The organism is Pseudoxanthomonas sacheonensis, from assembly GCF_010093305.1.
Lineage (GTDB): Bacteria > Pseudomonadota > Gammaproteobacteria > Xanthomonadales > Xanthomonadaceae > Pseudoxanthomonas_A > Pseudoxanthomonas_A sacheonensis.
Map to the genome: position 1 here is coordinate 1 of NZ_PDWS01000029.1, position 22,004 is coordinate 22,004.

Below are 22,004 nucleotides of genomic sequence, written 5' to 3' on the forward strand. Positions count from 1 at the left end.
GCGCGTCGACGATGGTCACGATCGTCTTCTGTTCCTGCTCTTTTTCCGCAGGCGGGGCCACGGCCGGGATCAGCAGCAACAGGAATGCGGCCACGTGCAGCGCGATGACGAAAGCGATACCGATGATGCGAGACCAGTTCAAGCCCGGTTGCTCTTCGTCGCGGTACCTGTTGTTAATGACCAGTTGTTCAGCCATGCGCCAGTGAACTCAGTTCTTGGGCCGACGGAGCGGCGCCATCAAAATTTTGGGGACCCGCAACCGTTTCCGGCGCGGGGGTGTCGAGCTTATACCAATCTTCCACGCCTGTACCATCTTTTCGGCGTGCCGGAACTCTATTTTCCGGGTCCCGCAATCAGGGCAAAGCGATGATTTTCTTTGCTTCTTCGGGTTTTTTGATGCCTTTTTCCAGCGCCGACTTGGCCGCCTGTTTGGCTTCGGGAATGCGGTCTTCCTGCCACAGCACCTTGGCCAGGTTCAGATAGGTTTCGCCGTCCTTTGACAACGGCGCGGCCTTCTGCCAGGCCTCGATCGCCGGCGGGATCTGGTCGGAGTAGTAGTAGGACTGCGCCAGGGCCAGGTAGGTCTGCTGGTCGGGCTTGAGCACGCCCTTCTGCATGCCGTCGTTGATCACGGCGATGACTTCCTTTTCCTTGCCGTCCATGTTGGCGTAGGTGGTGTAGAGCTGGCGGTATTCCTTCTCGTCCGTCATCTGGCCGGAGGTGCGCAGCTTTTCCAGGATGGCCGCGGCCTGATCGTATTTGTCAGCCTGCAGGTAGACACTGGCCAAGTTCATCTGCGCCTTCTTGTCGCCCGGGGACTTTGCGGCGATCTTCTCGGCCATCTGGATGGCCTCGCCCGCCTGGCCTGCTTCGGCATAGGACGCCATCAGCAGCTGCTGCCAGTTGTCCTTGGGTTCGGGCGAGGATTCGATGGCCTGCTTCAGCACCGGAATGGCTTCGGCGTACTTTTCCTGCTGGTACAGGGCCTGACCTTTCAGCGCCAGTTCTTCGGGCTTCTGCGACTTGGTTTCGGCGAAATAGCGGTCGAGCGTGGCGATGCCGTCGGCCAGCTGGTCTTCCTGCAGCTGAAGGCCCGCCAGCATGTACATCAACTGGTAGTGGCCGTTGTTGTCCAGGGCGTTCAACTGTATCGCCTGCTTCAGGTAGGCGATCGTTCCGGGCATGTCGTCCAGGTTGTAGGCCGCCTGCGAAGCGAGCTGCGCGGCGACGGCTTTGTCGTAATCGGTGGCCGCCGGGTTGGCTGCCAGCTCATCGGCCTGGGTGCGGGTAGCGGCGTAATCGTCCTTGTTGTAGATGTCGATCAGCTTCTGCAGCTTGCTTTGCAGCTTGGCCGCACCCTTGGCCTTGGGCTCTTCGCGGGTGGCGTTGGGGTACAGGTTTTCCTGCTTCTTGCCTTTGCTGCTGCGTTCCGAACGCTCGCGGGTCTGCGCATCGACGCTGACGGCCGCCGTACCCAACAGGCCGACGATTGCCAGGGAAAGCAAAGCTTGTTTGCAGTTGCGGAACAACATGGGAATCACCTCTATGGGACTGCGAAGACCGGTATGAACGCCGCCGGGCCGGGCACGGGGGCGGCAACGCTAACAGAAACGGCTATGGCTCGGAAACAGGGTTTTGGATGTTGCGCCGCAATAAACAAGCATCACCCGCACTTGGGAACACGTCCGGAAGCCCGCGCCTGCTGGTAGGTGGGCGTCAGCGTTCCGGCGCGGCTGCGCAGTTCCTGAATGCGCGATTGCGGGTTGGGATGGGTGGAGAGCCATTCAGGCGGGCGGGCGCCGCCAGCGGAGATCATGTTCTGCCACAAATTCACGGCCTGGGCGGGATCGAATCCGGCTTCGGCCATCAAACGCTGTCCCACCACATCGGCTTCGGTTTCCTGCACGCGCGACCCCGGCAGCAGGAATCCGGTCTGCGCCAGCAGGCTGCCGCCCTGGGTCGCCAGGCTGCCGTAATCGCCGGCCAGGGCGCCGAGCACTTGCACGGCGCTGGAAGCGCCCATCTGCCGGGTGATGCGTTCGTCGTGATGCCGCTCCACCACGTGCCCGATCTCGTGCGCCAGCACCGCCGCCAGCTGATCCTGGTTCTTGGCCACGCTGAAAATACCGGTATTTACGCCGACCTTGCCACCGGGAAGCGCGAAGGCATTGGGTTCGCTATTGGCGAACACCGCCGTTTCCCAACCCACGCTTTGCGCCTGCGCCGGCAACTGCCGGGTCAACGCGTTGACCACGCAGCGCACGTAGGCGTTCTGCTTGGCGTCGTTGCTCAGCGGACCCTTGCTTTTCGCCTCGACGAAAGCCTGCGCTCCCAATTGGTTGAGCTGCTGTTCCGAAACGCCGCCCACGTACTGCCGACGGCCCGTGGAGGACGTTGTCGTGGCGCAAGCCGTCAGCGCGGCGATGATCGCCGCAGAGAGTATCCAGTGCTTCATCCAACACCCCTCCTGTGAATGCAGAGTGTGGCGAGTGGCGTCTTAACTTTTCGTCAATCCGCAGGCTTTCAGCTGCTTGCGGACAGGTTCAACAAAGCCAGCGCTATGGCATTGTTCAGCGCGTGCGCCCCGATCGCGGCCCACAGCGTGCGCGTGCGCCAGTAGACCAGCGCGAAAGCCGCGCCCATGAATCCATAAGTGAGCCAGAGCACACCCGTCGCCTGCCAACTGTTGCCGGTGGTGCCGGGAATTTCGTGCATCAATGCGAAGGCGGCGCTGCTGAGCGCTACGCCCAGCCAGGGACGCCCTGACGCCCACAATCTGCCGAACAGCACTCTGCGGAACAGCAGCTCTTCGTAGGCCGGCGCGAGGAATACGCCGAACAGCAGCATGAAGACCGGGCTCGAGGCGAAAGCGGCTTCGATCACCGCCAGATTGGTCGGCTGCGGCCTGATGCCGAAATGCTGGCCGAGAAAGCTCAGAGCGGAACCGGCCATGAAAGTGGCCACGGCGGTCGCCACCACCCAGCCCCAGGTACCGATGCGCCGTGCGGCCCGGGCCGAGAGCGCACGCTCTTCGCGTGTGGCCCTGCGCCGCCACCAGTACACCAACAGCGCAGCGCCGCCGGTGCTGACCAGGGTCATCCAGATCATGGCGAGGGCCCCGGGTTCCCCCAGCGCACGCATCATGTTGGCCGGATCGGTGGCGCCGCCTTGGACGGCGATCCGCACGCCCTTGAAGGCGGCCCAGACCGCTCCGCAGGCGACGGAAAGGATCAGCAACGCAGCGATGGCGACAGCCAGATCGAGAAAGAAAATTCCCAGATCCCGAAAGAACCTGACTGTCGGATGTGCGGCCCGCGGTAGTGGCGGCGATGCGTCGTGCGTTTCCATTGCCGCGTCCCCGCTTTACTCAGACGTCCAGGTTGGAAACCTTCAGCGCATTGGCATCGATGAACTCGCGGCGCGGCTCCACCACATCACCCATCAGCGTACTGAAGATCTGGTCGGCCGCCACCGCGTCTTCGATACGCACCTGCAACAGGCGGCGCGTATCCGGATTCACGGTGGTGTCCCACAGCTGTTCCGGATTCATTTCGCCAAGGCCCTTGAAGCGCTGGATGCTGCGGCCTTTCTTGGCCTCTTCGAGCAGCCACGCCTGCGCTTCGGCGAAGCTCGAGATCGGCTGGGTCTTGTTGCCGCGCACGATCTGCGCGCCTTCGCGGATCAGGCCGTGCAGCACCGCCGCCGCATCGCGCAGCGGGCGCAGTTCGCCGGTTTCGAAGGCGGAGAACGGCAGCACCTGGGTCAGTTCCTCGCCCATGTGCTTGCGTGTCGCCAGCAACGCGGCAGGACGGTTCTCGTTGGCCGCCTGCAGGGTCAGCGCGTAACGCGCGCTGCCGATGCCGCCGCGGTTGAGCTTCTTCTCCAACGCGTCCAGTTCCTGGCGCTCATCGACGTTCTGCGCAAGGTGCGCGGCGTCCAGCGGCGAGAAATCGATCAGCGATTCCAACAGGATCGCATCGTAGCGATGCGCATTGCGGGCGATCGTCTCGCGCGCGCCGGCGAAGGACAGCAGCAGTTTCTCCAGCGCTTCGCCGGTGACCGGCGGTTCGCCTTCGGCGGGAATCAGGCCGGCGTTTTCCACCGCGCTGTTGGCCAGGTAGACGTTCAACGCCGCATCGTCCTTCATGTATATCTCCTGCTTGCCCTGCTTCAACTTGTACAGCGGCGGCAGGCCGATGTAGATGTGGCCGCGCTCGATCAGCTCCGGCATCTGCCGGTAGAAGAAAGTGAGCAGCAGGGTGCGGATGTGCGAACCGTCGACGTCGGCGTCGGTCATGATGATGATGCGGTGGTAGCGCAGTTTGTCCGGGTTGTATTCGTCGCGGCCGATGCCGGTGCCCAGCGCGGTGATCAGCGTGCCGACTTCGGCCGAGGCGAGCATGCGGTCGAAGCGCGCGCGTTCGACGTTGAGGATCTTGCCGCGCAACGGCAGCACCGCCTGGTTCTTGCGGTTGCGGCCCTGCTTGGCGGAGCCGCCGGCCGAGTCGCCCTCGACGATGAAAAGTTCGGACAGCGCCGGATCCTTTTCCTGACAGTCGGCGAGCTTGCCGGGCAGGCCGGCGATGTCCAGCGCGCCCTTGCGGCGAGTCAGGTCGCGCGCCTTGCGGGCGGCCTCGCGGGCGCGGGCGGCATCGACGATCTTGCCGGCGATGGCGCGGGCCTCGTTGGGGTGTTCCTGCAGGAACTCCTCCAAACGCGCACCGAACGTGCTCTCAACTACCGGCCTTACCTCGGAACTGACCAGCTTTTCCTTGGTCTGCGAGGAGAAGCTGGGGTCTGGCACCTTGACCGACAGCACGGCGATCATGCCTTCGCGCATGTCGTCGCCCGAAAGCGCGACCTTGGCCTGCTTGGCGATACCGTTCTGTTCGATGTAGTTGGTCAGCGTGCGCGTCAGCGCGGCGCGGAAACCGATGAGATGGGTGCCGCCGTCCTTCTGCGGGATGTTGTTGGTGAAGCAGAACATCGTTTCCTGGTAGGCGTCGGTCCACTGCAGGGCGACATCGACGGTGATGCCGTTCTGCTCGCCGGTCACCGAGATCACGTTGGGATGCAGCGGCGTCTTCAGTTGGGCCAGGTGTTCGACGAAGGAGCCGATGCCGCCTTCGTACTGGAATACGTCCGAACGGCCTTCGCCGCGCTCGTCGCCGAGGGTGATCTTGACGCCCGAGTTGAGGAAGGAAAGCTCGCGCAGGCGCTTGGCCAGGATGTCGTAATGGAACTCGACATCAGTGAAGATTTCGGCCGCCGGCTTGAAGCGCAGCAGCGTGCCGCGCTTGTCGGAGGCTTCGAGCTGCTTGAGCGGATACAGCGGTTCGCCCAGCGAATATTCCTGCTGCCAGTGGAAACCGTCGCGCCACACGTCCAGCCACAAATGCTCGGACAACGCGTTGACCACCGAGACGCCCACGCCGTGCAGGCCGCCGGAAACCTTGTAACTGTTGTCGTCGAACTTACCGCCGGCATGCAGCACGGTCATGATGACTTCGGCCGCGGATACGCCTTCTTCCTTGTGGATGTCGACCGGAATGCCGCGGCCGTTGTCGTACACCGCCACCGAGCCGTCTTCCAGGATCTTCACCACCACGTCGTCCGCGTGGCCCGCAAGCGCTTCGTCGATGGCGTTGTCCACCACTTCGAAAACCATGTGGTGCAGGCCGGTGCCGTCGTGCACGTCGCCGATGTACATGCCTGGACGCTTGCGCACCGCTTCCAGGCCGCGCAGCACGGTGATCTTGCTGGAGTCGTAATTGCCGTTGGGGGTGGGGACGGGGGTGGTTTCTTCGGTCATGCGCTTCGTATCGCCTGCTGCGCTTCCGTGCGCGCGCAGTCCGGCCGAAGGCTGGTTGCAGGCTACACATTAGCTATAGGGAGTGAGGCAGGAATTATAGCATTTCGGCCGCCTTGAAGCCCCTCTCCCGGCGGGAGAGGGGTTGAGGCAAGGGTACGGTGAAGCCAGCATGGTTCACACGCTAATGGCTGCGCCGCACCCTCATCCGCCCCCGCATCAAGCGCGGGGGCGGGCTCTTCGGGGTCTCCTCCCTCAGAGAGAAGCGGGTAGGTCGGGGCTACGTCCCCGACGCTCGGGAGCCAGGGTTCCCTGTGTCGGGGACGTAGCCCCGACCTACGCACGCAAGATTTGGCCCTGTTCCACGTGGAACACAGTCGTCGCCACCTTCAGGCTTTCCAAGGCGGCCGGGGCTTCGGTACCGGTGATGAAGATCTGGGCGCCACTGGCCAGGAGGCGCTGCAGCACCCGTTGCTGGTGCTTGCGGTCCAATTCGGAGGAAAGATCGTCCAGCGCGACGATTGGCCATTCGCCGCGGCGGTGGGCGTAATCCTCGGCTTGCGCGAGCAGGGCGGAGAGGGCCGAGAGCTTGGCCTGGCCCCGCGACAGCGCTTCGCGGTTGGGATGGCCCGCGTATTCGATCCGCCAGTCTGCCCGGTGCGGGCCGACGGAGGTATAGCCCAGGCTGCGGTCGCGATCCCGCGCCAACAGCAGGGCGTCGGCCAGCGACAGCTCACCGCTGCGCCAGCCCGGCTGGAAGTCGAGGTTGCTGGCGCCCAGCGCCGGGACCAGGTCTGCGGCAACCGCGGACAGGCGGAGTTGGAGTTGTTCCAGGTATTGCCGCCGGTAGCGGGTGAGGGGTTCCCCGGCCTCCGCCAGTTCGCGGTCCCACGCATCCAACTGCTGCCCGCCCGCGCCCGACTTCAGCAGGGCATTGCGCTGCTTCAAGGCCCGGGCATAGCGGCGCCAAAGCGGCAGGAAATCAGGTTCCACGTGGAACAGGCCCCAATCCACGAACCGGCGCCGGGGTTCGCCGCCACCCGTGACTAGGGCATGGCTGCCCGGTTCGAAGCTGACCACTGCCAACGCGGCGCAAAGTTCGCCCAGCTGGGCCACGCTCTCGCCGTCCAGGCGTCCTACCCAGGTCTGGCCGGTATGGCGCAGGCCGGCGCGGCGGTGTCGGGCGTCCGCCCCTTCCCGCCATTCCACGAAGACCTCGACCGCATCCGAACCCGTCCTCACCAGTCCGTCCCGCACCCGCCCGCGGAAACTGCGCCCATAGGCCATGAGGTGCAGAGCTTCCAGCAGGCTGGTCTTGCCGGCTCCGTTGTCGCCAGTGATTAGGTTGAGGCCAGCGGTGGGCTCGATCGTCACGCTTTCGAAGCGACGCAGGCCAGAGGCGGTGAGACGGGTTACTTGCATCCGCCGGCCCCTGCGTAGGTCGGGGCTACGTCCCCGACGCTCAGGTAGGTTGGGTCCTCTTTGTCGGGGGCGTAGCCCCGACCTACGGCTAAACGGACCCCCGCAAAACCAGAACGCCCGGAGATCTCCGGGCGTTGAGGATGTTCCACGTGAAACAAGGGTGGAATCACAGGCGCAGCGGCATCACCACGTGCCGGGATTTCTCGCTGCTGGCTTCGCGCACCAGCGCCGAGGAATTGGCGTCCCGCAACTGGATGATGATGTGCTCGTCGCGCAGGGCGGAGAGGGCATCGAGCAGGTAATTCACATTGAAGCCGATGGCCAGATCGCTGACCTTGGTATCGGCCTCGATCTCTTCCTGGGCTTCTTCCTGCTCGGGGTTGTGGGCGCTGATCTTCAACTGGCCCGGAGAAACCTCGACGCGGACGCCGCGATATTTCTCATTGGACAGAATGGCCGCACGTTGCAATGCGGCGCGCAGGACCTCACGGTCCAGCTTGACCTCACGGTCGGCGCCGATCGGGATGACCGCGGCGTAGTCGGGGAAACGGCCGTCGATCAGCTTGGAAGTGAAGGTCACATCGTCGCGCTTGACCCGGATATGGCTGCGGCCGATTTCCAGTTCCAGCTCGCGGTCGCCGTTCTCCAGCAACCGCTGCAGCTCGGTCACGCCTTTGCGCGGCACGATGATCTGGCGCTTGGCGCCGGCGGCGCCGTCCAGCGAGGTTTCGCACAAGGCCAGGCGGTGGCCGTCTGTGGCCACGCAGCGCAGCAGCTTGTCGCCCAGATCGAACAGCAGGCCGTTGAGGTAGTAGCGCACGTCCTGCTGGGCCATGGCGAACGCGGTGCGTTCGATCAGCTCCTTCAGCGCGGCTTCCGGCACGTTGACCCGTTCGGTGGCTTCGACTTCATCCACCGAGGGGAAATCGTTGGCCGGCAAGGTGGCCAGGGTGAAGCGGCTGCGTCCGGCCGAGACAGTGACCTTGTCGCCGGTCTGGCTGACGGTGATCTTGCTGCCGTCGGGCAGGGCCCGGATGATTTCGAACAGCTTGCGTGCCGGAATGGTGGTTTCACCGTCCTGGGCGTCGTCGACCGCGCTGCGCGCGACCATCTCCACTTCCAGGTCGGTACCGGTAAGCGAAAGTTGCCCGCCCTGCACTTGGACAAGGAAGTTGGCGAGGACCGGCAATGTCTGCCGGCGTTCGACCACGTTGACGACTTGCGCCAACGGCTTCAGAAATGCTTCGCGTTGCAGACTGAAACGCATGTGGTGCTGGCCCCTTATGCACTGGATCTTGAAAGAGTATTAAATCAAAAACTGGTGGTGATGGTTTCGCCGATTTCGGTGGAGAAGCAGCGTAACCAATTGAATCTAGTTTGTTTTTCGGTCCCGCCAAGCCGTGTATCAAGAACGCTGGATCGGTGGTGCAACTTGTGGATAAGTTTGGCGGCTATTTTCGTCCCCAACTTATCCACAGAGTCTGGGGCTGGTTACTCACTGAGCTTACGGATCAGTTTGTCCCAGTCCTCGTGCAGCTTGCCGTCGGTTTCCATCAGGTTGCGGATCTGCCGGCAGGCGTGCAAAACGGTGGTGTGGTCGCGACCGGCGAAGGCATCGCCGATTTCCGGCAGGCTGTGTTCGGTCAGTTCCTTGGCCAAGGCCATCGCCACCTGTCGCGGTCGCGCCAGTGAGCGCGTGCGTCGCTTGGACAGCAAATCCTTGATCTGCAGACCGTAATAGTCTGCCACGGTCTTCTGTATGTTGGGGATGCTGATGGCCTGCTGTTGCGCGCGCAGCAGATCGCGCAGGGTTTCCTGGGCGAACTCGGTGGTGATGGCGCGGCCGGTGAAGTTGGCGCGCGCGGTCAGGGTGTTCAAGGCGCCTTCCAGATCGCGCACGTTCGAGCGCATCTTCTTGGCCAGCAGGAAGGCGACATCGTCTGGAATCTGCGCACCGCGTTCGCGCGCCTTGGCCAGCACGATGGCCGCGCGGGTCTCGAAATCAGGAGGTTCGATCGCCACCGACAAACCCCAGGCCAGGCGCGACTTCAACCGCGGTTCCAGGCCTTCCACTTCGCGCGGATAGCGGTCGCAGGTGAGGATGATCTGCTGGCGGCCGTCGAACAACGCATTGAAGGTGTGGAAGAACTCCTCCTGCGTGCGGTCCTTGCCGGCGAAGAACTGGATGTCGTCGATCAGCAGCGCGTCCACCTGCTGGAAGCGGCGTTTGAACTGGTCCATCGATTTCTCGATCAGCGCCTTGGTCATGGCGCTGAAGAACTGCTCCGAGCGCAGGTACAGCACGCGCGCATTCGGATTCTGCCGGCGCAGTTCGTTGCCTGCGGCGAACATCAGATGGGTCTTGCCCAGGCCGGTGCCCCCGTACAGCAGCAGGGGGTTGTGCGAACGGTCGCCGGGTTTCTGCGCGGCCTGCCAGGCGGCGGCGCGGCCCAGCTGATTGCTGCGGCCTTCGACGAAGTTGTCGAAGCTGTAGTGCGAATCCAGGTTGCCGGCATAGGGTTCGGTGGCGGCGAAATTCGCGGCTGCAACGGCTGCCGATGCCGATGGGGCGGATTCGGCGCTGCGCGCGCGCGATCCGATTTCCACCGAGACGTCGCGATGGCCGGCGAAGTGGCCCAGCAATTCCTGGATGCGCGACAGATAGCGTTCGCGCACCTGCTCCACGATGAAGGCATTGGGCGCGTACAGCACCATGGCGTCGAGGCGCTGTTCGGCCTGCAGGGGTTTGAGCCAGGTATGCACGTCTTCGGCCGGCAGTTCGGCTTCCAGGCGTTCGAGGCAGCGGGGCCAGGCATCCATCAAGGGCGGCGATCGGTTCTTCGAAAGGGCGTGCACGCGGCAGTCGAACGGCGCGGGACGCGGGTGAAATACAGTCGGCCACATTATCACGCGACGGCACGCGGCACGGGAGTTATCCACCGGGTTCAGCAACACCGCCAAGCCACCGCGGTAGGTCGGGGCTACGTCCCCGACAGCACGCGGACCCGAGTTGGCAGGCGTCGGGGGGCGTAGCCCCGACCTACGGGATGATTGACCGGGGCCTGGGTGTCCCTATAGAATTACCGGTTCTTTCCACCGCAAACCGCCCGAGGGCCCCATGGCCACCAAGCGCACTTACCAACCCAGCAACCTCAAGCGCAAGCGCGACCATGGCTTTCGTGCCCGCATGAAGACCGCCGATGGCCGCAAGATCCTGGCCCGTCGCCGTGCCAAGGGCCGTACCCGCCTGAGCGCCTGATGCTTCTGCCGCATCCGCGGCCGAGCCATCCATGTACGTCTTCCGTAAAAAGTCCGCGCAGTCCTTGTGCGGACTTTTTCATGCCCGCATGTTCGTGTCCACATGAGCGCGATCCTGTGAACGCCACATTCCCCCCGTCCGCGCGGGTGCGCACGGGCGCCGAATACGCGCGCGTATTCGAGCAGGCCCGACGCACTTCCGATCCGCTCCTCAGCCTGCACTGGCTGGCCGGCGAATCGCCGGCGAAACTGGGCCTGGCGGTCTCGCGCAAGGTCGACCCCAATGCGGTGGGCCGCAACCGCATCAAACGCGTATTCCGCGATCAGTTCCGCAAGCTGCGCGCGCAGCTGCCCGGTGGCGAGTACGTGGTGGTCGCCCGCGCGGCCGCGCGCAAGGCCGACAACGCGCAGCTGCGCGAGACCTTCCTGCGCACGTTGGTGCGCGCCGGCGCATTGCCCGCATCGGCCGCGCCCGGCACAATGCCGCCGGTCACGAAATCACTTCCCTCCCTTTCCCGCAACACGCCCAAACCGGACGCTTCCGCCGGTTGAGAATGCCTGCCCGATGAACCAGACCCGTGTATTCCTGTTTTTCGCCTGGCTGATGGTGGCGACCTTGTTGTGGATGGAGTGGGGCAAGTTCAATGCGCCCAAGCCGGCCGGACTGGCGACCGCCACGAGCCAGCCGCAACCCGCAAGCGTAGGCTCGGTGCCTTCCGCTTCGCCGGTTCCGCAGTCCGCCGCAACTCCGGCCAGCGCAGGCGTGCCCGTAGCACCGGCAGTCGGCGCCGCTGCCGCCACCAACGCCAGCGTTGCGGCGGCCCCGGCTCGGCAGAGCGTGGTGGTCAGCAGCGACCTGCTTCGTCTGACCATCGACGGCGGCAACGTGCTGGAAGCGGTGCTGCTGAAATATCCGCAGACCAAAGCCGCCGGCAGCCCGCCCGTGGTGTTGTTCACCCAGGATCCGGCGCATTACTACACGGCGCAGAGCGGCTGGACCAGCTCCAAGAATCCCGCACCCAACCACTTGAGCGGTTTCGTTCCGGAGAACGGCGCAGGCGCGGTCAACCTGGCGCCCGGTGCGGCGTCAGTGTCGGTGCCGTTCGTGTGGAACGGTCCATCGGGCGTGGTCATTCGTCGTACCTACACGCTCAAGCGCGACAACTACGCGGTGGACGTGCGCGACGAAGTGGTCAACAACGGCGGCGCGCCCTGGGAGGGCACCATCTACCGACAGCTGGAACGCCAGCCGCCGGTGATCAAGACCGGCATGACCAATCCGGAATCCTTCAGCTTCAGCGGCGCGACCTGGTACAGCGTGCAGAAGCAGTACGAGCGCCTGAAGTTCGCCAAGTACATGGACGACGGCAAGCTCAACCAGGACGCGACCGGCAGCTGGATCGCGATGCTGCAGCACCATTTCTTCAGCGCCTGGATTCCCGACCAGAAAGCCGAAGTGAAACTGCAGACCGACGAGATTTCCGGCCGTGCGCTGATCCGCGAACTGGGCCCGGGCTTCAGCGTCGCGCCCGGCCAGCGCGTGTCGACCGATGCGCGCCTGTACGTGGGACCGAAGCTGATCCAGCAGATGAAAGCGCAGGGCGTACCCGGTCTCGACCGCGCGGTCGACTACAGCCAGTTCTCCATTTTCGCCGTCATCGGCCAGGGTCTGTTCTGGATCCTCAGCCATCTGCATTCGCTGTTCGGCAACTGGGGCTGGTCGATCATCGGCCTGGTGGTGCTGGTGAAACTCGCGCTGTATCCGCTGGCCAACAAGCAGTACGAAAGCGCCAACAAGATGCGCGCGCTTGCGCCGCGCGTGGCCCAGCTGCGCGAGCGCTACGGCGACGACCGCGCCAAGCAGCAAGCGGCGATGATGGAGCTGTACAAGAAGGAGAAGGTCAATCCGATGGGCGGCTGCCTGCCGATCCTGGTGACCATGCCTATCTTCCTGGCGCTGTACTGGGTGCTGGTGGAATCGGTGGAATTGCGCCAGGCGCCGTGGTTCCTGTGGATCCATGACCTGACCGCACGCGATCCTTATTTCATCCTGCCGGCGCTCAACATGCTGGTGATGTGGACCACGCAGAAGATGACGCCCGCGGTGGGCATGGACCCGATGCAGCAGAAGATGATGCAGTTCATGCCGCTGGTGTTCGGCGTGATGATGGCGTTCTTCCCGTCGGGCCTGGTGCTGTACTGGGTGACCAACGGCAGCCTGGGCCTGCTGCAGCAGTGGTGGGTCGGCAAGAAACACCGCAAGCCACCGGCCGCGCCCGAAGCCAAGGGCAAGGCGATCGGCAAGTAAGCCAGCGATAAGCCAGCGAGTTGCGCTGCAGGAAACCCGCCATCAGGCGGGTTTCCTGTTTTGAGAAGCTCCGTTCTCCACATCCGTTCGTGGTGAGCCTGTCGAACCACGCTTTTCGAGTTAAAACCAAGCCATGGGTTTCGGATGGTCTCCGTCAAGAGCGTGGTTCGACGGGCTCACCACGAACGGGGTCTTCGGGAGGCTCACTACGAACGGGTTTCTGGAAATCAGGATAGGCGGGATTCTTGGACGCTTCGCCACCAACGCGTCGGTTGAACCGGATTTGGTTCGAGAATATGCAAGACTCCGCTCCATGAATTGCGCAGGCCGATGAACAACGCCAACCACAGCACCGACACCATCGTCGCCGTCGCCACCGCACCGGGCGCGGGCGGCGTCGGCATCGTGCGCCTGTCCGGGCCACGTTCGTTGACCATCGCCGAAAGCATCTGCGGGCGCCGCTTGCGACCGCGTCGCGCGCACTACGTGCGATTCACCGAACACGACGGCGAGACCATCGACGACGGCCTGGCGCTGTCCTTTCCCGCGCCCAACAGCTTCACTGGCGAAGACGTGGTCGAGCTGCAGGCCCACGGCAGTCCGGTAGTGCTGCAGCAGCTGGTGATGCGCGCCTGTTCGCTGGGCGCCCGGCATGCGCGCCCGGGCGAATTCAGCGAGCGTGCTTTTCTCAACGACCGGCTCGATCTGGCCCAGGCCGAAGCCATCGCCGACCTGATCGCCGCTTCCGACACGCGCGCGGCGCGCGCTGCCCGGCGCGCGCTGGAGGGCGTGTTCTCGCAACGCGTGGAGGCCATTGCCGCCAGCTTCTCGGCCTTGCGCGTGCATGTGGAGGCGGCCATCGATTTCGCCGACGAATCCATCGACACGCTGGGCGGCCCGGCGGTGCGCGAAAAACTCGCGGCAACGCAGGCCGACCTGTCGCGCCTGCTGGCCGATGCCGAACGCGGCCGCAAACTGCGCGACGGCCTGCATGCGGTGATCGTGGGTCCGCCCAACGCCGGCAAAAGCTCTTTGCTCAACGCGCTGGCCGGAGGCGACCGCGCCATCGTCACCGACATCCCCGGCACCACCCGTGATGTGCTGCGCGAAACCATGCGCCTGGATGGTCTGGAACTGACGCTGGTGGACACCGCCGGCTTGCGCGAAGGAGGCGATGCGATCGAACGCGAGGGCATGCGCCGCGCCCGCGCTGAACTGGAGACCGCCGACCTGGCCCTGGTGGTGCTGGATGCGCGCGACCCCGCCGCCGGGCTGGCGGCGGTGGAGGACGTGCTGGCGACGGTGCCGCTGCGCCTGCTGATCCACAACAAAAGCGATCTGCTGGCCGCGCCGCCCACGGACAACGAGACCACGGTGCATGTCTCGGCCAGGGAGGGCCAGGGTCTGGAAGCGCTGCACGCCCGTTTGCGCTCGCTCGCCACGGGCAACGCCCAGCAAGCCGGCACCGGCGAGTTCTCAGCGCGCGCCCGCCATGTCGACGCGCTGCGCAGGGCGCAGGAACACGCGGATACGGCAAAGCGTGAACTGGATCACGAAATGCTGGAGCTGGCCGCCGAAGAATTAAGGCTGGCTCACGAAGCCTTGGGCGAAATCACGGGGAGGATTTCGCCGGATGACATGCTGGGCCGCATTTTTTCCACTTTCTGCATCGGCAAGTAAGCCAGCCGGCGTATGCGGTGGCATGCTTCATGCTTGGCTGGTAAGGGGTTTTTTTCAATTGTTTGTCTTGGGGAGTAAACGAATGTCTGTTGCCACGATTTCAAAGAGCTCGCGCTGGGTCGCGTTGTTGCTGATGGTCGCCCTTGCCGCCTGTTCCAAGGACGAGCAGACCGGCACCGAAGCGACCACAACGGCACCGGCCGCCGCGCCCGTCGCCGCTCCGCCCGCCCCGGCTGTTTCGGCGCAGGTTCAGGCGATGAGCGCCGAACAGCTGCGCGAGGCCGCTACCAAGGCCCTGGGCGAGAACCGTATCTACGCCCCGGGCGGGGACAACGCCATGGAGTACTACCTGGCGCTGCGCGACAAATTGCCCAGCGACCCGGCCGTGACCAGCGCACTGACCGATCTGATGCCTTATACGCTGATCGCTACCGAACAAAGCATCGGCCGCGAGGACTTCGTCGAGGCGCAACGCCTTTCCGCGCTGCTCGAAAAAGCCGATCCCAAAGCCCCGGCCCTGCCGCGCCTGAAGCAGACCATCGCCAATGCGCAGCTGGCGGTCGCCGCCCGCGCGGAAACCGAGAAGACCAAGGAAGTCACCGCCGCCGAGACCAAGGCGCTGGAAGAGCAGCGTCTGGCGCAACAGGCCGAGCAACAGCGCGCCGCCGCCGCTGCCCTGGCGACGCAGCAACAGCAGGAAGCGGCGCGTGCGGCGGAAGCCGAGCGCGTTGCCGCAGCCCAGCGCGAAGCCGCCCAGCGCGAAGCCGCCGCCCGCACTACGGCCCCGGCTTCGACCGCAGCGGCGGCGCCGGCCGCCGCCCGGCCCGCCTCCAGCACGTCGCTGAAGGTGGTCAGTTCGCCCTCGCCGCGGTACCCGCCCGAAGCGCTGCGCGCCGGCACCGCCGGCGAAGTGCTGGTGGAGATCACCATCGGCACCGACGGTTCTGTGACCAATGCGCGCGTGGTGCGCGCCACTCCGCCGCGCGTGTTCGATCGCGAAGCCTTGAACGCGGTACGCCGCTGGAAGTTCGAACCCATCGACGCGCCGACCACCACGCGCCGCACGCTGGCGTTCAATCCGGGTTGATGCGCGAGGCAACGATTGAGAGGAAGGCCGGCGCAAGCCGGCCTTTCTTTTTTGGCAGGGGTGAATTGCGCGCAGACTCTGTACGGGGCATGGTGATGGAAGCGGGGTTGCAGGCAAACGAAAAAACAACCAGCGCCAAATAAAGATCGTCATCCCGGCAAAGGCCGGGACCCAAGCCACTGCGCTCAGACGAAATGGTCAGCAGCGGAAATTGAAGTGCTTCGTTGCGGGATGGAGAAACAGGATGTAGCGGTTTTATGGCGCACGTTCCGACATTGCATCAACTGAAAGTTGGATCCCCGCCTTTTCCGCGCAGCCTCAGTCGCAGAAGGCAACCAGGCCTGCGCCCCTGGTCAATGCCGCCTCGAAGAGGCTGCGCATCGCCTCAAACGCCTCCAGCGCCTCGCGGTTGCTGCCGAGTTCGCTCACGTTGGCCGTGAATACTTTCATGAGTGTGGCGATCTGGGCAGGTTGCAGAAAAGAATCCTCGAAGTATCTGAGACCTGCGCCGGCCAGACTGCCCTTGTCGAACAGAACCGCCAGCGAGCGGTGGGCATCGAGTTCGATGGAGCCCGCCAGTTCAAGGCCGCTGGGATCGTCGGGCTTATCGTTGGTGGATGGATCTGTGTAGTAAATGTCCAGCACGGTTAATCCAAGGTTCGAACGATCCCGTCTTCGTCGACGGTGGCGCGGTGGCGTTTGAACTGAGCACCGTACAATCCCTCGGGTTGCTTTTGTTGGAGGGGGCTCAACCTGAGATGGCCAAACGCTCCTGCTGGTAACGCCGCGTCGCCGCGAACCACAATATCGCCGCCAGGCCGAAACCCGTCGCCAGATAGATCGCCCATTGCTGTGCAGTGATGACTTCGCCGCGCACCACTTTCAGGATCAGCTGGTTCTGCGCCAGGAAAGGCACGGCGAACTGCCAGAGCTGGGTCTTCACCGGGTTCACCATCAGCACGATGGTCGGCAGCATCGGCAACAGCATCAGCCAGGTCATGTGGCTCTGCGCTTCCTTCATGCTCTTGGCCGCGGCGGCCAGGTAGGTCAGCAGGGTGGTGCCGATGAACACCATCGGCATCAGGATCAGCAACAGCTTGCCGATGGCCATGAAGCTGACTTCCATCTGCCGGCCGACCGACGGCGACAGCAGCGCCCCCAGCTTGAACGCGAGCAGAGTGAGCAACAGCGAGATCAGGGCGATCACGCACGCCGCCGCGATCTTGCCGCTGACGATGGCGCCGCGCGGTGCGGGCGTGGCAAGCAGGGGTTCCAGCGACTGGCGCTCGCGCTCGCCGGCGGTCGCATCCAGGATCAGGGAAACGCCGCCCAGGAAGGCGCTGATGATCAGGAAATAAGGAAGGATGAAGGACAGCACGCGCCCGCGTTGCGCTTCGGGCGTGGCCAGGTCGGTTTTCCGGATCTGGATGGCGCTGGCCGCACCGGGACTGACGCCGCGCGCGAGCAGGCGCAGCGAGCCGGCCTGTCCGCCATAGGCTGACAGCAATCCTTGCAGGCGCCGCACCGGGATTTCCGCATCCTGGCGGGTGCTGTCCTGGATGATCTCCAGCGGCGCCGGCAGGCTTTTGCGCCATTGCTCCGGGAATTCGGGACCGATGCGCAGGATCACGTCTTCTTCCTGGTTGGCGATGGCCGCGTTGATGTCTTTCGGCGGCGCCTTGATCGTCACGTTCTGGCCTTCCAGCCAGGCGATCAGGTTGGGCGCATGCTCGCGTCCGACCACGGGCAGTTCGAGCGGTTTTTCGATCTGGCTGCGCGCACGGCTTTCGCCCAGCGTGCCCAGGCCGATGATCAGCAGAGGGGTGAGCAACGGGCTGAGCCCCAGGGCCAGCAGCAGGGTGCGGCGGTCGCGGAAGATATCGCGCAACTCCTTGCGCATCACGGTCATCAAGGCACGGAGGGATTTCATGCGTGCAGTCCTTCTTCCGAGCCGATGGCTTTCACGAACGCGTCTTCCAGGTTCTCTTCGCCGGTCAGCGCGCGCAGCTCGTCGGCGGTGCCCGAGGCCACCACCTGGCCGCGCGCGACGATCACGATGCGGTCGCACAGCGCGGCGACCTCTTGCATGATGTGGCTGGAGAAGACCACGCAGCGTCCCTCCGCGCGCAGCTGCCGGAGGAATTCGCGCAGGCCGCGCGTGGTCATCACGTCCAGGCCGTTGGTGGGTTCGTCCAGGATCACGTTGCCGGGATCGTGGACCAGCGCGCGCGCGATCGCGGTCTTGGTGCGCTGGCCCTGCGAAAAGCCTTCGGTGCGGCGGTCGATGAAGTCCTGCATGTTCAGCGCCCGCACCAGGCTGTCGGTGCGGGCCGCGATGGTGGCCGCATCCAGGCCGTGCAGTTCCCCGAAATAGGCGATGTTCTCGCGGGCGGTCAGGCGCTTGTACACGCCGCGCGCGTCCGGCAGCACGCCCAGCGCGCGGCGCACCGCTTCGGCTTCGGTCGCCGTGTCGTGGCCGTCCACCAGCACGCGCCCGCTGTCGGGCTTCATCAGCGTGTAAAGCATGCGCAAGGTGGTGGTCTTGCCGGCGCCGTTGGGGCCGAGCAGACCGGTGATCTCGCCGTCGCGCGCCTCGAAGCTCACGCCGTCGACGGCTTTGACCACCGTCTTGGCGGTGGTGAAGGACTTATGCAGCGCCTGTGCTTCGATCATGGCGATACCGGGAGTAGTGAATGGAGAATGGGGAATCGGAACGGCAAAAGCGGGGGTCGCGTTCCATCGCGATTGCATCTCGGACGGGCCGGATCGGGGAAGCGCGTTTCTCGATTCCCCATTCCCGATTCCCGATTCTCCGCACTCATGGTTCCCATCCATAAAAGCCGGTGAAGGGCGGCGTGTAGGCCAGCTTGGCCAGGCACTTGGCGTCGAGTTTCCTGGCGTCGGCGCTGTCGATGAACTGCGCCATCAGCTTGGGCATGCAGCCGACGCCGATCACGTTGTGGCCCTGTCCCCGCAGCACCAGATGGCGCCCGTTCGCAAGCGGCTTGACCACCGCCTCGCCGTAGCGCGGCGGGGTAACCGGATCGAACTCGCCGGACAACAGCAAGGCCGGCACCGCGGTCTTCAGCGGCGCACGGAAACCCGCCGGGCGCGTGCCTTTCGGCCAGACGGCGCACTGCGCGGCCAGATAATTAGCGAAATCGTTGCCGAGCAGGGTGCCTTCGTCGGCCGGGTTGGCTTTCAGTTCGCTGCCGTCCTCGCTGCAGATCACCGAAAGCTGCATGCCCATGGTGATGCTTTCGGACATCTGGTCGCCCAGCATCTTCGACAGCGCCATCAGCGCGTCGTAGCGTCCGTTGGCCGCTTCGTTCAATTGCAAAGGCAGCAGCGATGAGGCCAACGGCATGTACGCGTACATGCGCACCAGGCCTGCGACCAACGCCGGCGTCAGCTTTTCCTGCTTGCTCTCGCCGGTGATGCCGTCGCGATAGGCGACCAGGGGCGGATCGGATTCCAGCTTCGCCATCAGAGTGCGCAGCTTCGCGCGCGGGTCGCCCATGCGTTGCAGACAGGTCGGGGTTTTGGCGCAGAGCGCGAATTGCAGATCCAGCGCCTCTTCCAGGTTGCGCGCGAACTCGTTGCCCAGCACCAGCGAATTGGGCGCCACGCTGTCCAGCACGATCGTGCGCGTGCTGGCCGGATACTTCGCTGCGTACTGCTGGGCCACGCGCGTGCCGTAGGAAATGCCGACCAGATTGATCTTCCCGGCGCCGATCGCCTTGCGCACCGCGTCCAGGTCCTGGATCGCTTCGGTGGTGGTGTAGAAGCGCGGATCGGCGCGCTTGGACAGCGCGGCCAGGCAACGCCTGGTGTAGTCGCTGGCGGCCTGCGGCGTGGGCAGCTCGGTTTCGTCGAACGGCTCTTTGCAGCTCAACGCATTGGACTCGCCCGTGCCGCGCTGGTCTACCAGGATGATGTGGCGTTTCTTGCGGGTCTCGGCGAAGGCGTTGGCGGTCTGGGGGTAGCTTTCCAACGCCGATTGGCCCGGTCCGCCGGCGAGCATGAAGACCGGATCCGGTTCGGCGGCATCGTCCTTGTCGGCGGGTATCCACGCGATCTTCAGGCCGATCTTGCGGCCGGTCGGGCTGGCCGGATTTTCCGGCACCTGCAAGATGGCGCACTGCGCGGGCAGTGCCTCGTCGGAAAACGGCGTGCTCAGCGAGCAGGTCTTGAACTCCAGGGAACCCAGCTTGCGCGCTTGCGCATCAGGGGCGCAAGCCAGGGCCAGCAGGGCAACGGTGGCGGCAATCTGTACTCGACGCATGGCGTCTCCGGTGAGCGGTCTCTTCCAGACCCTATGTTGTCACGACGGAGAGCGGCGGCGGATGTGACCAAAGGCAGGGCACGGTTTTTCCTTCTCCCACCGGGAGAAGGTGCCCGCAGGGCGGATGAGGGAAGGAAATGACTTGCCGATACGGGCTCAGAAAGACATGACAGTCCTGTGGACAGGCATCTGCAGGCGTACTGCGATCGGAGAGTCCACTCCCTCATCCGTCGCTTCGCGCCACCTTCTCCCGGTGGGAGAAGGAAAAGCGTCACTTCGACGAAACGTACTTCTCCCGCCGGATCTGCGGAATCGGCAGTCCGTTGGCCTTCAGCGATTCGAAGCACGCATCCACCATGTTGGGGTTGCCGCACAGGTAGGCGATGTCGGTTTCCGGGTTGGGCGAGAACTCGGCCAGGAACTGCTGCACGTAGCCGTGGCGCACGTCGGGGTGGGGGTTCTCCGGCAATTCGCGCGAGAAGCAGGGTACGAAACGGAACTGCGGGTGCTTGTCGGCGAAGGCGCGGAAGTCCTCGCCGTACAGCAATTCCTCCGGCGTGCGCGCGCCGAACAGCAGCACCACTTCGATGCCGCGTTCTGCGATCAGCTTTTCCACCAGTGGCAGCATCGCCCGGTACGGGGTTACGCCGGTGCCGGTGCCGATGAAGAGATAACGCCTGTTGGCGTCGCCCGGCATCAGGCAGAAGCGCCCGTATGGCCCGCTTGCGTCGATCTGGCCGCCGGTCTCCAGCCCTTCGAACAGCGCCGTGGCCGCGCCGCCGGCCACGTAGCTGACCGCGATCTCGACAGTTTCGCCGGCGCCCAGGGCGTGGTCGTGGATGGTGGCCAGCGAATAGCTGCGCTTGGTGGCGGTGCCGTCGGCGTAGCTGAAATGCACCTGGATGAACTGGCCGGGGATGAAATCCAGCGGCAGGCCGTCGCCGCGTACGAAGACGTAGTGGCCGACCGAGGGCGCCAGCATGCGGCGTTCTACCAACTTGAGCGGGAAATGGACAATGGCCAAGGTTCGGAACCGGAACAGTCTGGTGCCGGGGCCGGCCCGACGGGACGCCTATAATAAGGGTTTGCATACTTCAGGCGCCCCGCCGGCGCCGCTAGGCCCCCATATGGTTTCCCAGGCTGCAACTTCCGCGACCGTACCCGCGCTCTCCATCACCGATCTGCGCAAGACCTACGACACCGGCGTGCAGGCGCTCAAAGGCGTCTCGCTGCAGGTGGCGCCGGGCGATTTCTTCGCCCTGCTGGGCCCCAACGGCGCCGGCAAATCCACCCTGATCGGCATCGTCAGCTCGCTGGTCAACAAGAGCGCCGGAGAAGTGGAAGTGTTCGGCGTCAACCTGTCCAAGGACCGCGACGGCGCCATGCGCCTGCTCGGCCTGGTGCCGCAGGAGCTGAACTTCAACATGTTCGAGAAGCCCATCGACATCCTGGTCAACTACGCCGGCTTCTACGGAATTCCACGGGCCGAGGCGCTGGTGCGGGCCGAAGAGGAACTCAAGCGCGCCCAGTTGTGGGACAAGGCCACCAGCATGTCGCGCACTTTGTCCGGCGGCATGAAGCGCCGCCTGATGATCGCCCGGGCCATGATGACGCGCCCGCGCCTGCTGATCCTGGACGAGCCCACCGCCGGCGTGGACATCGAGATCCGTCGCGGCATGTGGAAGACGTTGAAGGACATCAATACTGCCGGCACCACCATCATCCTGACCACGCATTACCTGGAAGAAGCCGAGAGCCTGTGCCGCAACGTGGCCATCATCGACCGCGGCACCATCGTCGAGCAGGGGCCGATGCGCGCGTTGCTGGCCAAGCTGGATGTGGAAGGATTCGTGTTCGATATCGACGGCGCGCTGCCGGCGCAGTTGCCCGCGATCGAAGGCACCACGCTGATCGCCAGCGACGATCACACTCTCGATTTGGACATGCCTCGGGCGATGGATCTCAACCGCGTGTTCGCCGTGCTGGGCGAGGCGGGCATCCGCGTGCGGTCGATGAGGACCAAGAGCAATCGGTTGGAGGAGCTGTTCGTGCGGCTGACAGGCGATGAAGCGGCGGCCAAGCGGGAACAGGCGGCATAGATAGAAAATCCCCTCTCTTGCGAAGCAGGGGAGGGCCAGGGAGGGGTGCTTTTGAT

The 22,004-nt window shown here is 64.6% G+C and carries 17 protein-coding genes and 2 pseudogenes; 6 read left to right on the plus strand and 13 right to left on the minus strand.

Annotated elements, in window-relative coordinates:
- From CSC73_RS18065 to dnaA, 8 genes and pseudogenes are all read right to left on the minus strand, one after another.
- A pseudogene (locus tag CSC73_RS18065) lies at window positions 1–196 on the minus strand (energy transducer TonB); the annotation flags it as partial.
- 157 nt (window positions 197–353) lie between these two features.
- Window positions 354–1,532, minus strand: coding sequence for a tetratricopeptide repeat protein (locus CSC73_RS18070; protein ID WP_163843425.1), 1,179 nt, complete (start codon window positions 1,530–1,532; stop codon window positions 354–356).
- A 131-nt stretch (window positions 1,533–1,663) separates the two neighbouring features.
- On the minus strand, window positions 1,664–2,455 hold the full coding sequence (locus CSC73_RS18075) for a M48 family metallopeptidase (RefSeq protein ID WP_163843426.1): 792 nt from the start codon (window positions 2,453–2,455) through the stop codon (window positions 1,664–1,666).
- Window positions 2,456–2,523: 68 nt separating this feature from the next.
- Complete coding sequence (locus CSC73_RS18080) at window positions 2,524–3,348, minus strand: CPBP family intramembrane glutamic endopeptidase (RefSeq protein ID WP_163843428.1); 825 nt, start codon at window positions 3,346–3,348, stop codon at window positions 2,524–2,526.
- A 19-nt stretch (window positions 3,349–3,367) separates the two neighbouring features.
- Entirely contained in the window at window positions 3,368–5,812 is a 2,445-nt protein-coding gene (gyrB, locus tag CSC73_RS18085) for a DNA topoisomerase (ATP-hydrolyzing) subunit B (protein ID WP_163843432.1), read from the minus strand.
- A gap of 333 nt (window positions 5,813–6,145) precedes the next feature.
- A complete protein-coding gene (gene recF, locus CSC73_RS18090) occupies window positions 6,146–7,231 on the minus strand; it encodes a DNA replication/repair protein RecF (protein ID WP_163843435.1) in 1,086 nt (361 codons plus the stop codon).
- Window positions 7,232–7,397: 166 nt separating this feature from the next.
- Window positions 7,398–8,498: a DNA polymerase III subunit beta gene (gene dnaN, locus CSC73_RS18095; protein ID WP_163843438.1), complete on the minus strand. Its 1,101-nt coding sequence runs from the start codon at window positions 8,496–8,498 to the stop codon at window positions 7,398–7,400.
- A 224-nt stretch (window positions 8,499–8,722) separates the two neighbouring features.
- Window positions 8,723–10,051: a chromosomal replication initiator protein DnaA gene (gene dnaA / locus CSC73_RS18100; RefSeq protein WP_163843441.1), complete on the minus strand. Its 1,329-nt coding sequence runs from the start codon at window positions 10,049–10,051 to the stop codon at window positions 8,723–8,725.
- Window positions 10,052–10,349: 298 nt separating this feature from the next.
- On the opposite strand from dnaA, the gene rpmH reads away from it, so the two are divergent.
- The 5 genes from rpmH to CSC73_RS18125 all read left to right on the plus strand — a co-directional run bounded on the left by rpmH (window position 10,350) and on the right by CSC73_RS18125 (window position 15,564).
- The gene (rpmH, locus tag CSC73_RS18105; RefSeq protein WP_133323779.1) at window positions 10,350–10,490 is read left to right on the plus strand and encodes a 50S ribosomal protein L34; all 141 of its coding nucleotides are present in this window, start codon (window positions 10,350–10,352) and stop codon (window positions 10,488–10,490) included.
- A gap of 80 nt (window positions 10,491–10,570) precedes the next feature.
- Complete coding sequence (gene rnpA / locus CSC73_RS18110) at window positions 10,571–11,041, plus strand: ribonuclease P protein component (RefSeq protein ID WP_163843445.1); 471 nt, start codon at window positions 10,571–10,573, stop codon at window positions 11,039–11,041.
- A gap of 13 nt (window positions 11,042–11,054) precedes the next feature.
- Window positions 11,055–12,797: a membrane protein insertase YidC gene (yidC, locus tag CSC73_RS18115; RefSeq protein WP_163843447.1), complete on the plus strand. Its 1,743-nt coding sequence runs from the start codon at window positions 11,055–11,057 to the stop codon at window positions 12,795–12,797.
- 330 nt (window positions 12,798–13,127) lie between these two features.
- A complete protein-coding gene (gene mnmE, locus CSC73_RS18120; RefSeq protein WP_163843450.1) occupies window positions 13,128–14,477 on the plus strand; it encodes a tRNA uridine-5-carboxymethylaminomethyl(34) synthesis GTPase MnmE in 1,350 nt (449 codons plus the stop codon).
- Between the two features lie 82 nt (window positions 14,478–14,559).
- Window positions 14,560–15,564: an energy transducer TonB gene (locus CSC73_RS18125; protein ID WP_163843453.1), complete on the plus strand. Its 1,005-nt coding sequence runs from the start codon at window positions 14,560–14,562 to the stop codon at window positions 15,562–15,564.
- Window positions 15,565–15,882: 318 nt separating this feature from the next.
- On the opposite strand, the gene CSC73_RS18130 is transcribed toward CSC73_RS18125, so the two are convergent.
- From CSC73_RS18130 to CSC73_RS18150, 5 genes and pseudogenes are all read right to left on the minus strand, one after another.
- Entirely contained in the window at window positions 15,883–16,209 is a 327-nt protein-coding gene (locus CSC73_RS18130) for a hypothetical protein (protein WP_163843458.1), read from the minus strand.
- 103 nt (window positions 16,210–16,312) lie between these two features.
- Complete coding sequence (locus CSC73_RS18135; protein WP_163843461.1) at window positions 16,313–17,494, minus strand: ABC transporter permease; 1,182 nt, start codon at window positions 17,492–17,494, stop codon at window positions 16,313–16,315.
- Complete coding sequence (locus tag CSC73_RS18140) at window positions 17,491–18,237, minus strand: ABC transporter ATP-binding protein (protein WP_163843464.1); 747 nt, start codon at window positions 18,235–18,237, stop codon at window positions 17,491–17,493. The genes CSC73_RS18135 and CSC73_RS18140 overlap by 4 nt, the downstream gene beginning before the upstream one ends.
- A 145-nt stretch (window positions 18,238–18,382) precedes the next feature.
- Window positions 18,383–19,849, minus strand: a complete 1,467-nt coding sequence (locus CSC73_RS18145) for an alpha/beta hydrolase (RefSeq protein WP_163843467.1) — start codon at window positions 19,847–19,849, stop codon at window positions 18,383–18,385.
- A 271-nt stretch (window positions 19,850–20,120) separates the two neighbouring features.
- Window positions 20,121–20,940 (minus strand): annotated as a pseudogene (locus tag CSC73_RS18150) (ferredoxin--NADP reductase).
- A 36-nt stretch (window positions 20,941–20,976) separates the two neighbouring features.
- On the opposite strand from CSC73_RS18150, the gene CSC73_RS18155 reads away from it, so the two are divergent.
- Window positions 20,977–21,948: an ABC transporter ATP-binding protein gene (locus tag CSC73_RS18155; protein ID WP_163843472.1), complete on the plus strand. Its 972-nt coding sequence runs from the start codon at window positions 20,977–20,979 to the stop codon at window positions 21,946–21,948.
- The last annotated feature ends 56 nt before the right edge of the window (window positions 21,949–22,004 follow it).